This window comes from Comamonas squillarum (assembly GCF_025309455.1).
In the GTDB taxonomy this organism is placed as follows: domain Bacteria; phylum Pseudomonadota; class Gammaproteobacteria; order Burkholderiales; family Burkholderiaceae_C; genus Comamonas; species Comamonas squillarum.
Map to the genome: position 1 here is coordinate 5,017,530 of NZ_CP104377.1, position 12,359 is coordinate 5,029,888.

Genomic DNA, 12,359 nt, shown 5'->3' on the forward strand with positions numbered 1-12,359 from the left:
GTTTTGGGTGGCGCGAAACTTGCTAAGCTGCTGGTGCCAGAAAGGATTTTGCGATGCAAAAGTTCGATGAGATGTACCAGGGCCTGCCTTATGCAGCAGGTGCCGAAAGAGCGCACTACCAAAGCTATGCCAAATGGCTGCAGCTGCAGCCCTTCGAGAAGATGCAGGCCCTGCGCGAGGAGGCCGAGCTGATATTCCGCCGCGTAGGGATCACCTTTGCGGTTTATGGCGAAAAGGACGAAGACGGCTCGGGCACCGAGCGCCTGATTCCCTTTGATCTGATCCCGCGCATCATCCCCTCGCAGGAATGGGCCCAGATGCAAAAGGGCCTGGTGCAGCGCGTGGCCGCCCTCAACCGCTTCATCCACGATGTCTACCACGACCAGGAAATTCTGAAGGCCGGCATCATTCCGCGCGACCTGGTGCTGGACAACAGCCAGTACCGGCCCGAGATGCGGGGCGTGCATGTGCCGCTGGACACCTATGCGCATATCGCCGGCATCGATATCGTGCGCGCAGCCGAGGTGGACGGCAGCGGCACCTACTATGTGCTCGAAGACAACCTGCGCGTGCCTTCGGGCGTGTCGTACATGCTGGAAAACCGCCGCATGATGATGCGCCTCTTTCCCAGCCTGTTCAGCAGCCATGCGGTGGCGCCGGTGGCGCATTACCCGGATATGCTGCTCGACACCTTGCGTGCCAGTGCGCCCAACCAGGCGGCCAACAACCCCACGGTGGTGGTGCTGACGCCGGGCATGTACAACAGCGCCTACTTTGAGCATGCCTTCCTCGCCCAGCAGATGGGCGTGGAGCTGGTCGAAGGCCAGGACCTGCTGGTGCGCGATGATGTGGTCTACATGCGCACCACGCAGGGTCTGCAGCGGGTGGATGTGATCTACCGCCGTGTCGATGACGACTTTCTCGACCCCACCGTTTTCCGCTCCAGCTCCACCCTGGGTTGCGCCGGCTTGATGCGCGCCTACCGCAAGGGCAATGTGGCCATCTGCAATGCAGTGGGCACGGGCGTGGCCGATGACAAATCGGTCTACCCCTATGTGCCGGCGATGATCCGCTTCTACCTGGGCGAAGAGGCCATCCTGAAGAACGTGCCGACCTGGATGTGCCGCAAGCCCGATGACTTGGCCTATGTGCTGGACCACCTCGATGAGCTGGTGGTCAAGGAGGTGCATGGCGCTGGCGGCTACGGCATGCTGATCGGCCCGGCCTCCACGCGCGCCGAGATCGAGGCCTTCCGCGCGGTGCTCAAGGCCAAGCCCAATGGCTATATCGCCCAGCCCACTTTGAGCCTCTCGAGCAGCCCCACCTATGTGGAAAGCGGCATTGCGCCGCGCCACATCGATCTGCGCCCCTTTGTGCTGAGCGGCAAGGAGGTGCAGATGGTGCCCGGGGGCCTCACGCGCGTGGCGCTCAAGGATGGATCGCTGGTGGTCAACTCCTCGCAAGGCGGGGGCACCAAGGACACCTGGGTGCTGCGCGGCCCGGAGGACGATTACAGCGAATGGGATGGCATGCAGCAGTGAACCCGGAGGTTCTTGTTTGAAAGCCATCCATCTGCCTAGCGAAAGAATGTCACTATGTTGAGCCGAACCGCCGATCACCTCTACTGGATGTCCCGCTACACCGAGCGGGCAGAGAACACAGCCCGCATGCTCAATGTGAGCTACGAGACCTCCATGCTGCCGCAGTCCGCGACCGCAGCGACCAAGGCCTGGCAAAGCGTGCTGTCCATCAGCGAGCTGCTGCCTGCCTACTATGAGCGCCATGACGAGATCACCCTCGATGGGGTGCTGCACTTCATGGTGCGCGACGAGACCAATACCTCATCGATCTACAGCTGCCTGCTGGCCGCGCGCGAGAACGCGCGTGCCGTGCGTGGCGCCTTGACCACCGAGGCCTGGGAGACGCAGAACCTGACCTGGCTCGATATGAACCGGCTGTTCAAGGCCAAGAAGTTCGAGACCGATCCGGCCAAGTTCTTCGAGTGGGTCAAGCACCGCTCGCACCTCTCGCGCGGTGTGGTCTCGGGCACGATGCTGCAAGACGATGCCTTTTTGTTCTTGCGCCTGGGCACCTTCATCGAGCGGGCCGACAACACGGCCCGCCTCCTGGATGTGCGTTTCCATGCCGTCAAGAACGACTACCACGGCTCCTACCAGCCGGGCAAGGGCAGCCAGCCCTCGGACTTCTACCACTGGAGCGCGATCTTGCGCAGCGTCTCGGCCTTCGAGGTCTACCGCAAGGTCTACCGCAATGTGATCACGCCCGAGCGTGTGGCCGAGATGCTGATCCTGCGGCGCGACATGCCGCGCTCCTTGCATGCCAGCATGTACGAGGTGGTGCAGATTCTGCAGGCCGTTGCCAACGACCACTCGGCCGAAACCCAGCGCCAGGCCGGCCTGCTCCTGGCCGAGCTGCAGTATGGCCGCATCGATGAGCTGCTGGCCACCGGCCTGCATGCCTTCCTGGTGCGCTTTCTGGAGCGCGTGCATGCGCTGGGCGGCCGCATTGGCCAGGATTTTCTGGCCACCACGGAGCCAGTGGCTGCCTGATGGTCCGGCTGGCCAGAAAGGCAAAAGGCTGCGGTTGTCATCGCAGCCTTTTTTGCATCCACCGCGCGGGCATTTTGCTGCCCGCGATCCAGGGTGATCGGTGGTGATCAGTAGCGGTAGGTCGCAGTCAGCAGGAAGTTGCGGCGCTCGCCGTAGAAGCAGTCGCCGCGTGAGAGGCACTGTGTGATCACGACCTTGTCAGTCAGGTTGTTGGCATGGAAGGCCAGGCGCCAGTCACCGCTGTCATAAGCCACCATCGCATCGGTCAGCAGCGAGGAGGGCGTGTCGATGGCGCTGGTGCCCGACCACTGCGAGCCGGTGTAGCGCATGCCCGCGCCCACACTCCAGCCGCCGCGCCCCTGGCTGGCAAAGCGGTGCATCAGCCAGCTCGATGCCATGTGGCGCGAGACGGCAGCCACGCGCTGGCCCTGGTCGCCCGCATTGCTGCGGCTGATCTTGGCGTCGGTATAGGCATAGGCGACGGTCCAGTCCCAGCTTTTGGCCAGGCTGGCGGTCATCTCGGCTTCAAAGCCCTGGGTCTTGACTTCACCCAGCTGCAGGCTGTTGAGCGGGTTGGCCGGGTCATTGGTCTTGCGGTTTTGCTCGCGCAGGCTGTAGACAGCCGCATAGCCCGAGATGCCCCGGCCTTCGGGAATCCACTTCACACCGGCTTCGACCTGCTTGCCGCGCTGCGGTTTGTAGGGCGTGCCGTAAAAGTCCACGCCGCCCAGTGGCTGGAAGGACTCGGTATAGCTGACATAAGGCGCCCAGCCGCCGCCGGCCTGGTAGGTCAAGCCTACGCGCTTGGTCCAGGCCGAATCGTCGGCAGCGGCTGCGGGCCGGCCTTCGGTCTCGGTCTTGGCATGGTCGCGGCGCAGGCCCGCCGTGGCGCTCCAGTCGCCCCAGCGCAGCTGGTCCTGCAGGTAAAAGCCCAGCTGGCGCTGCGACACATTGGGCGCCTGCACCAATTGCGATGCCGTGGGCGGCGTGAACGAGCCGTAGACCGGGTTGTAGACATCGAGCGGTGTGCCCAGCGCGCGCCAGCTCGCCTGGCTGGTGGTATTGCGCTGCCAGTCCATACCGGCCAGCAGCGTGTGCTGCACATCACCGGTCTGCAGCTTGCCTTCGAGCTGGGTATCGACCAGCAGCATGCGGCCGCCATTGACCTGCCAGACGGCATCGCGCTGCACGGTGCGGCCATCGGGATCGAACACCGGCCGGGCAGGGCGGCCCGCTGCGGCGTTGGCGGCAAAGCTGGTGTAGAGCGTGCGGTAGTCCACCTCGCTGGTGGTGCGGCGCAGGTTCTGGCGCAGGGTCCAGCTGTCGTTCAGCTGGTGGCTGAACAGGTAGCCAAAGGACTTGTTCTCGGAATCGTACTTGTCAAAGTTGGGCTCGCTGATGAAGGTGTTGGTCGGAATCTGGCCGTAGGGGCTGGACAGGCGCGTGCCTTGCCAGGGGAAGAACTGGGTGATCGAGCCACTCTTGTCCTTGTGGTACATGGCCTGCAAGGTCAGCGAGGTGCCGGCAAAGGGCTTGAAAGTGAGCGACGGCGCAATGACCAGGCGGTCGTCCTTGACATGGTCGACCTGGGTGTTGCTGTCACGGCCCACCGCCACTAGGCGGTAGAGCCAGCGCCCGTCGTCGTCGATGGGGCCGGTGATATCGCTGGCAATCTGCTTGCGGCTGTGGCTGCCCAGCTGAACCTGCAGCTCGCGCTGGGGCTGGTCCAGCGGGCGTTTGCTGGTCAGGTTGAGCACGCCGCCGACGCTGCCCTGGCCATACAGCACCGAAGAGGGGCCGCGCAGAAACTCGACCCGCTCCAAGGTATAGGGTTCGACCTTGATGTTGTTGTAGGTGCCATAGGTGCGCAGCAGGCCATCCTGGTACTGGCTGACATCGCCGCCGCGCGCCTTGAAGCTGTCGACGCGGTTGTCGAAATAGCTGGAGTTGATGCCCGCTGCATAGCGTGTGGTCTCGCGCAGGGTCGTCACGCCCTGGGCTTCAAACTGGTCGCGCGTCACCACGCTGATCGCTTGCGGGGTCTCGATCAGCGGGGTGTCGGTCTTGGTGGCCGAGATGGCGCGTTTGGCGACAAAGCCTTTGACCGGGCCGGTGGCTGTCTCGGATTGGCTCTCGCCTTGCACGGTGATGGGGGCGAGCGTGGTTTCTGCCGGCGTAGCAGTTACCGGTTGCGTGCTTTGTGCCAATGCGTTGCCGCCCCAGCAGGCCAGGGCAGCCCACATGGCCGTGTGTAAAGCGGTGTGCAGCGCACGTGGCGCGGCTGTTGGGATAGCGGTGTCAGACATGGTAATCGGGTGTTGAACGCGGAAAACGGCGCGCTGAAAGGGTCAGCACTTGAGCTTTACCGGGCCTGACCGCTGCCATGCAGGGAGGCTGCGCTGTGGATGCAGGTGCTGGCATCCAAGGCGTCCAACTGCGGCCTGTAGACCGCGAGGCGAAGGGATAGTCGTGCACGCAGCATGGCAGTGTGGGGTGACCCGGTGCGCTGGCTGGCATCGGTAAACAAACGATGCTGGCGTGCGAAGAAAGATGAACGCGCAGTGTAATAGAAGTTTTGAATGATTATTGTTTAACCATCAATGCAAGCAGGTTTGTGCGGCAGATACAACAAAAAGGACCCGAAGGTCCTTTTTGCGTGGCGTTGCTGGAGGCGGGGCTTATTCGACCTCGCCCATGATGGACTGCAGGTAATTCTGGATGCCGACCTTGTCGATCAGGTCCAGCTGGGTTTCGAGAAAATCGATGTGCTCTTCGGTGTCGTCCAGGATCTTTTGCAGCAGGTCGCGCGAGACATAGTCACGCACGCTTTCGCAGTGGGCGATGCCATCCTTGATGGTGGCTTGGGCGGCTTGCTCCAGGCGCAGGTCACAGGCCAGTGCCTCCGGCACGTCTTCACCGATCTGCAGCTTGCCCAGGTCCTGCAGGTTGGGCAGGCCGTCGAGCATGAAGATGCGGTCCATCAGCCAGTCGGCATGCTTCATCTCGCCAATGGATTCCTCGTATTCCTTCTTGGCCAGCTTGTCCAGACCCCAGTGCTTGTACATGCGGTAATGCAGAAAATACTGGTTGATCGCGGTGAGTTCGTTTTTCAGCTGCGCTTGCAGAAAACCGATGGCTTTGGGATCGCCTTTCATGGTGGGCTCCTTCTCTTGTGTCATTAACGGGTGTTGGGGCTATTGTCCTTGCGAAAGGTCAAGCAACCAAACCCCGCGGTGCTTATCCCCCGTGCTTTTGCTCTGGCTGCGTGTAAGGCTGAGTCGTGTTCTCATTTGACGCAGCCCGTCCCTTGCTTGCATGATGCGGCTTGCTGCAGCGCAACTGCGCTGTCATGGCGCTGTGCTAAGTTGCAGCGAACAAGGCGTGCTGCACTGCGCAGGCTTGCAAAATAGGCACCAGCCCGCATATAGCTATCTGCCTTGGGTCAGTGCTTGAATAATAGCTTGTTTAAATCTAAATGATTGTATTAATTGAATTGCTCAATTATGAAGATCTTTCTACACTGACTCCTGTCAATCGTTTTTTACTCAACAGAAGGAAACCACCATGTCCGTACTCAACAGCAAGATCAAGCCTTTCGCGACGCAAGCATTCAAGGATGGCAAGTTCATCGAAGTGACCGAAAAAGACGTCCTGGGCAAGTGGGCTGTGTTCTTCTTCTACCCTGCTGACTTCACCTTTGTCTGCCCCACCGAACTGGGCGATGTGGCCGACCACTACGCTGAGCTGCAAAAGCTGGGCGTGGAAGTCTATTCCGTCTCGACCGACACCCATTTCGTGCACAAGGCCTGGCACGACACCTCGGACACCATCGCCAAGATCAAGTACACCATGCTGGGTGACCCAACCTGGCAAATCAGCCAGAACTTCGACTGCCTGCGCGAAGGCCAAGGCCTGGCAGACCGTGCCACCTTCATCGTTGATCCAGAAGGCGTGATCCAGGCGATGGAAATCACCGCTGAAGGCATCGGCCGCAATGCAGAAGACCTGCTGCGCAAGATCAAGGCTGCCCAGTACGTGGCATCGCACCCCGGTGAAGTCTGCCCTGCCAAGTGGCAAGAAGGCGAAAAGACCCTGGCTCCATCGCTGGACCTGGTTGGCAAGATCTAAGCTGTTAATCACTGCTGCAATTCCAACGTAGTAGACGCCCGGGTGCCTGGCGCCCGGGCTTTGTTTTTTGAAAAGTGCTGCAACGCCCCAAGGCGGGCCACGAGAAGTTTGAAGGAAGTCCCATGCTCGACAACACCATGAAAGCCCAACTGAAAGCCTACCTGGAGCGCTTGACCAAGCCCGTCGAGCTGGTGGCGACCCTGGATGACGGTGACAAGTCGAAAGAAGTGCGCCAGCTGCTGGCCGATATCAAAGAACTGAACGACAAGATCACGGTGGTCGAAGACAATGCGGCCGATGTGCGCAAGCCGTCTTTCCTGATCACCAACCCGGGCACCGATGTCGGCGTGCGTTTCGCCGGTGTGCCGCTGGGCCATGAATTCACCTCGCTGGTGCTGGCGCTGCTGCAAGTGGGCGGCCACCCCTCGAAGGAGTCCGCTGAGCTGCTCGAGCAGGTCAAGAACATCGACACACCGCTGCACTTCGAGACCTTCTACTCGCTGTCCTGCCACAACTGCCCGGACGTCGTGCAGGCGCTGAACCTGATGTCCGTGCTCAACCCCAAGATCACGCACACCGCGATCGATGGCGGCCTGTTCCAAAAGGAAGTGCAAGAGCGCGAAATCATGGGCGTGCCCACCGTGTTCGTCAACGGCCAGCGTTTTGGCCAGGGCCGCATGGAGCTCGCCGAGATCGTTGCCAAGGTCGATACCGGCGCGGCAGCCCGCGAAGCGCAAAAGATTTCGGCCAAGGACGCCTTTGATGTGCTGATCGTCGGCGGTGGCCCCGCTGGCGCGGCCGCTGCGATTTATGCGGCACGCAAGGGCATCCGTACCGGCATTGCCGCCGAGCGTCTGGGCGGCCAGGTGCTCGACACCGTGGATATCGAGAACTTCATCTCCGTGAGCAAGACCGATGGCCCCAAGTTTGCGGCCGCGATGGAGAGCCATATCCGCGACTACGAAGTCGACATCATGAATCTGCAGACTGCCAAGTCCCTGACGCCCGCAGCGCAGGAAGGTGGCATGATCGAGATCGAGACCGAGTCGGGTGCCAAGCTCAAGGCCCGCACGGTGATCCTGTCGACCGGCGCGCGCTGGCGCAACATGAATGTGCCCGGTGAGGATACCTACCGCACCAAGGGCGTGACCTACTGCCCGCACTGCGATGGCCCGCTCTTCAAGGGCAAGCCCGTGGCGGTGATCGGTGGCGGCAACTCCGGTGTCGAGGCGGCCATTGACCTGGCCGGTGTGGTCCAGCACGTGACCTTGCTGGAGTTTGCCGCCGAGCTGAAGGCCGATGCCGTGCTGCAGCGCAAGCTGCGCAGCCTGCCCAATGTGACGGTCATCCTGAATGCGCAGACCACCGAAGTGAACGGTGACGGCAAGAAGGTGACGGGCCTGACCTACAAGGACCGCACGAACGACGAGATCAAGACCGTCGCGCTCGAAGGCATCTTTGTGCAGATCGGCCTGCTGCCCAACACCGGCTGGCTCAAGGATACCGTGCAGCTGACCCCGTTTGGCGAGATCGAGATCGACGCCAAGGGCCACACCAACCTGCCCGGCGTGTTTGCCGCTGGTGACTGCACCAATGTGCCGTACAAGCAGATCGTCATCGCCGCAGGTGCCGGTGCGACTGCCGCACTGAGCGCGTTTGACCACCTGATCCGCACCACGGCTCCGGCTGCCTGATCTGCCGGATCAGCGCTGAAATAACAATGCCCCGAAACCACAAGGTTCGGGGCATTGCTACATCTAGAGGGGCCGAGGTGGCTCAGCCAGTCCAAGCAGGGCTAGCGGTGGCGTGGCGGTTTAACCCTGCTTGCCGATGAGGAGGTACTCCATCAACGCCTTTTGCACATGCATGCGGTTTTCGGCCTCGTCCCAGACGACCGACTGCGGGCCGTCGATGACCTCGGCCTGCACCTCTTCGCCCCGGTGGGCGGGCAGGCAGTGCATGAAGAGGGCGTCCTTCTTGGCCACGGCCATCATGTCGAGGTCCACGCACCAGTCGGCAAAGGCCTTCTTGCGCTTTTCGTTTTCCTCTTCATAGCCCATGCTGGTCCACACATCGGTGGTGACCAGGTCCGCGCCCTTGCAGGCCTCTTGCGGGTCGCTGAACAGCTGGTAGCAGCCCTTGTCGTAGGCGCGGCCGCTGAAGGCCAGTTGCTCGTCGATGCCGTAGCCGCTGGGCGTGCTGACATGGACCTTGAAGCCCAGCAGGTTGGCTGCCTGCAGCCAGGTGTTGGCCATGTTGTTGCCATCACCCACCCAGGCGACCGTCTTGCCCTGGATCGAGCCGCGGTGCTCGATAAAGGTGAAGATGTCAGCGAGGATCTGGCAGGGATGGAACTCGTTGGTCAGGCCATTGATGACCGGCACGCGCGAGTGCGCTGCAAAGCGCTCGATCTTGTCCTGGCCGAAGGTGCGGATCATCACCAGATCGGTCATGCGGCTGATCACGCGCGCGCTGTCCTCGATGGGCTCGGCGCGGCCCAGCTGGCTGTCGCCGGTGGTCAGGTGCACCACCGAGCCGCCCAGCTGGTACATGCCGGCCTCAAAGCTCACGCGCGTGCGCGTGCTGGCCTTCTCGAAGATCATCGCCAAGGTGCGGTCGGCCAGGGTGTGGTGGGTCACATAGCCCTTGAACTTCTGCTTGATCAGCGCCGCGCGCTTGAGCAGGTATTCGTATTCGTCAGCCGTGAAATCCTGGAATTGCAGATAGTGTTTCATTGCGTTCTCTTCTGGCCTTATTGGCCTGCCAGGAAGGATTTGACCAGCGGTACGAGCTTGGCGACGATCTCATCGGCCTCGGCTTCGGTCAGGATCAGCGGTGGCACGATGCGGATCACGGTGTCGGCGGTCACGCTGAACAGCAGGCCGGCTTCTTGCACGCCGCGCGTGATCAGCTCGCCGCAAGGCTTGTTCAGCTCCACGCCGATCATCAGGCCCTGGCCGCGCACTTCGACAAAGCCGGGCGTGCCCGCCAGCGCCTCGTTCAGCGCGGCCTGGAGGTAGTCGCCCACCTTGGTGGCATTGGCCAGCAGGCCTTCTTCTTCCATGATGGCAATGGTTTCCACACCGGCGCGCATGGCCAGCGGGTTGCCGCCAAAGGTGGTGCCGTGGTTGCCTGGCTGCAGCACCTTGGCCGCCTTGGGGCCGGCGACGACCGCGCCGACTGGCACGCCCGAGCCCAGGCCCTTGGCCAGCGACATCACATCGGGCACGATGCCGGCCCACTGGTGGGCAAACCACTTGCCGGTGCGGCCCATGCCGGCCTGGATTTCATCGACAATGAACAGCCAGTCCTTGGCGTCGCACAGCGCACGCACTTGCTTCATGAAGTCGGCGCGCATTGGGTGCAGGCCGCCTTCGCCCTGGATGGGCTCCATCATCACGCCGACAATATTGGAGTTGCCTTCGGTCGCTTCCTGCAGCGCGACGAAGTCATTGGCCGGCACGCGCAGAAAACCGTCGAGCAGCGGGCCAAAGCCGTTGCGAACCTTGGGGTTGGCAGTAGCGCTCATCGTGGCAATCGAGCGGCCATGGAAGGCATGGTCGAACACGACGATCACCGGCTTTTCGATGCCCTTGTCCACGCCGTACTTGCGCGCGATCTTGATCGATGCCTCGTTCGCTTCCAGACCGGTGGAGCAGAAAAAGACATTGGTCATCTTCGAGCGTTCGACCAGCAGGGCTGCGAGCTTTTCCTGGCCGGGCACATAGTAGTAGTTGCTGGTGTGGATCAACTTGGTCATCTGGTCGTGCAGCGCGGCGACCAGCTTGCCGTGGTTGTGGCCCAGCGTGTTGACGGCGATGCCGCCCAGCGCATCGAGGTATTCCTTGCCGTTGACATCCCACACACGCACGCCCTGGCCTCGCTCCAGTGCGACCGGCACGCGGCCATAGGTAGTCATCACATGGGGCTCAGAAGGCTTGACGGTGTCTTGCATGGAAATCTCCGGAAAAAAGAAACAGAATCAAAAAATCCGCCATGGCCCCACGCCCCTATGGCATGGCACCAGCGGAAGTCCCATTCTAGGGGCTGCGTAGCGACAGACTAGTGAAGAATGCGCATCACAGAATCGCAGTGGAGCCAGAGCGCGGGCGAGGCCCAATCTCGGCAGGCTAGACTACGCAGCGCTAAGAACCTGGTCAAAGTCTCTACGCAGCCGCGTTGGAGTGCAACCGGGATGAGTTCGAAGGGCTGGTCCGCAGCTTGCACCGGGGTGCAAGCAAGGGCCAGCGCGCAGAAATCGCCCGATTTCACTCCAACCCGTAGGGACAGTGGCTTTGCGGCCGCCCGGGCAGGGGCGGTCTGCGTTGTTGCAAATCCTCGCAATAGCTGGGCTATTGCTGCGGTATTGCGCGGCTGGGCGCCCCCCTCGCATCCCATCCCGCAAAGACACTGTCGCGGCGCGAGGAGACTTTGAACAGGTTCTATGGCTTGGGCATATCCGCTGCGGCGGCCCTGGCATGCTGCGCAAAGTTATGCACTTCTTGCATTTGATGATGTTTTGAACTTATGCCTTGCGCGTGCGTATCTCTTATATAAGAGTTAAAATACGGGTTTGGCCTGAGGCAGTGATCCTGTGCTCAGGCGTCTATCAGAGGCTTCCATCCCATGGTTTCTCCCACATCTCAAGAAGTTTTCATTCTGGGCCTGACCCAGAATGGCAAGACCTTTCGCCCCAGTGACTGGGCGGAGCGTCTGGCGGGGGTGATGAGCCAGTTTCGTCCCGGCGGCATGCGCCGTGGTGGTCATCTGGGCTATTCGCCCTGGTGTGTTCCCACGACGATGAATGGCGCCAAATGCGTGATCGTCAAGCGGGAGTTGCAGGTGCACGAGCCGATGGCCTGGGACTTTGTGATGAACTTTGCGCGCGACAATGGCCTGCAGACCACCGATGCCTGCCTGATTCCGGAGGCGCCAGGCCACACTGGCGGCCCCGCCAGTCCGGCCGGCAGCACCGGCAACACCACCACCAAGGCCTGAGTTTTCAGGCCTTTTTTGCGGGCCAGTATTTGGCTTGGTGCGCGTGCCAGCGGTGCATCGGCTGCCCCATGGGCGCTATGCATGGGCGCCTAGTCTGCTGGGCTGGGCGCAGGGTGGCCCTTCTTACCCGGCGCTGCAAAGAAACGGCAGGTACAACGAAAAAAGCCGTCTTGCGACGGCTTTTTAGTTCACTGAGAGCGCACCCGTTACAAACGGCGGGCAGGGGATCCTGCCCGTGCGATTGCCTAATGGGCTTAGGCGGCCAGTGCCAGGGCCTTGACCTTGGCAGCAATGCGGCTCTTATCGCGAGCAGCCTTGTTCTTGTGGAAGATGCCCTTGTCGGCGATCGTGTCCAGCACGGATTGCGCCTTGGCAAACAGTTCGGTGGCCTTGGTCTTGTCGCCAGCGGCAACAGCCTTTTCCACGTTCTTGATAGCGGTACGGTACTTGGAACGCAGCGAGGTGTTGGCGGCGTTCAGCTTGATGGTTTGGCGGGCGCGCTTGCGGCCGGATGCCAAACGGGGGTTCTTTTTGACTGGCTTAGATGCCATGATGAGTGTCCTTTGAGTCTGCGGATGTTTTCAGTGAATCGGGCATTATAGCCGCTGTTTACTCAGAAATCCAGATTGCCGCCAATTTCCCGCCAGCGGCGCGGCTACACTG

At 61.5% G+C, this 12,359-nt stretch carries 10 protein-coding genes; 5 read left to right on the top strand and 5 right to left on the bottom strand.

Annotated elements, in window-relative coordinates:
• The first annotated feature begins 53 nt into the window (after window positions 1–53).
• Together N4T19_RS22760 and N4T19_RS22765 are read left to right on the top strand one after the other, a co-directional pair.
• Complete coding sequence (locus tag N4T19_RS22760; protein WP_116927257.1) at window positions 54–1,541, top strand: circularly permuted type 2 ATP-grasp protein; 1,488 nt, start codon at window positions 54–56, stop codon at window positions 1,539–1,541.
• Between the two features lie 54 nt (window positions 1,542–1,595).
• On the top strand, window positions 1,596–2,570 hold the full coding sequence (locus tag N4T19_RS22765; protein WP_021025531.1) for an alpha-E domain-containing protein: 975 nt from the start codon (window positions 1,596–1,598) through the stop codon (window positions 2,568–2,570).
• Between the two features lie 107 nt (window positions 2,571–2,677).
• Here N4T19_RS22765 and N4T19_RS22770 read toward each other — a convergent pair whose 3' ends face one another.
• Entirely contained in the window at window positions 2,678–4,813 is a 2,136-nt protein-coding gene (locus N4T19_RS22770) for a TonB-dependent siderophore receptor (protein WP_260720331.1), read from the bottom strand.
• Window positions 4,814–5,248: 435 nt separating this feature from the next.
• Complete coding sequence (gene bfr, locus N4T19_RS22775) at window positions 5,249–5,725, bottom strand: bacterioferritin (RefSeq protein ID WP_116927314.1); 477 nt, start codon at window positions 5,723–5,725, stop codon at window positions 5,249–5,251.
• 409 nt (window positions 5,726–6,134) lie between these two features.
• Here bfr and ahpC point away from each other — a divergent pair, with 409 nt between their 5' ends.
• Together ahpC and ahpF are read left to right on the top strand one after the other, a co-directional pair.
• The gene (ahpC, locus tag N4T19_RS22780; protein ID WP_021025534.1) at window positions 6,135–6,698 is read left to right on the top strand and encodes an alkyl hydroperoxide reductase subunit C; all 564 of its coding nucleotides are present in this window, start codon (window positions 6,135–6,137) and stop codon (window positions 6,696–6,698) included.
• A 122-nt stretch (window positions 6,699–6,820) separates the two neighbouring features.
• The gene (gene ahpF / locus N4T19_RS22785; RefSeq protein ID WP_260719069.1) at window positions 6,821–8,392 is read left to right on the top strand and encodes an alkyl hydroperoxide reductase subunit F; all 1,572 of its coding nucleotides are present in this window, start codon (window positions 6,821–6,823) and stop codon (window positions 8,390–8,392) included.
• A 120-nt stretch (window positions 8,393–8,512) separates the two neighbouring features.
• Here ahpF and argF read toward each other — a convergent pair whose 3' ends face one another.
• Complete coding sequence (gene argF / locus N4T19_RS22790) at window positions 8,513–9,433, bottom strand: ornithine carbamoyltransferase (protein ID WP_116927259.1); 921 nt, start codon at window positions 9,431–9,433, stop codon at window positions 8,513–8,515.
• Between the two features lie 17 nt (window positions 9,434–9,450).
• Window positions 9,451–10,653: an aspartate aminotransferase family protein gene (locus N4T19_RS22795; protein WP_182345229.1), complete on the bottom strand. Its 1,203-nt coding sequence runs from the start codon at window positions 10,651–10,653 to the stop codon at window positions 9,451–9,453.
• Between the two features lie 671 nt (window positions 10,654–11,324).
• Between N4T19_RS22795 and N4T19_RS22800 the strand changes: the two genes are divergently transcribed.
• Entirely contained in the window at window positions 11,325–11,696 is a 372-nt protein-coding gene (locus N4T19_RS22800; protein WP_116927261.1) for a DUF3579 domain-containing protein, read from the top strand.
• 254 nt (window positions 11,697–11,950) lie between these two features.
• On the opposite strand, the gene rpsT is transcribed toward N4T19_RS22800, so the two are convergent.
• Window positions 11,951–12,247 (bottom strand): 30S ribosomal protein S20, encoded by a 297-nt coding sequence (gene rpsT, locus N4T19_RS22805; RefSeq protein ID WP_021025539.1) that lies wholly within the window; start codon window positions 12,245–12,247, stop codon window positions 11,951–11,953.
• Window positions 12,248–12,359: the final 112 nt, after the last annotated feature.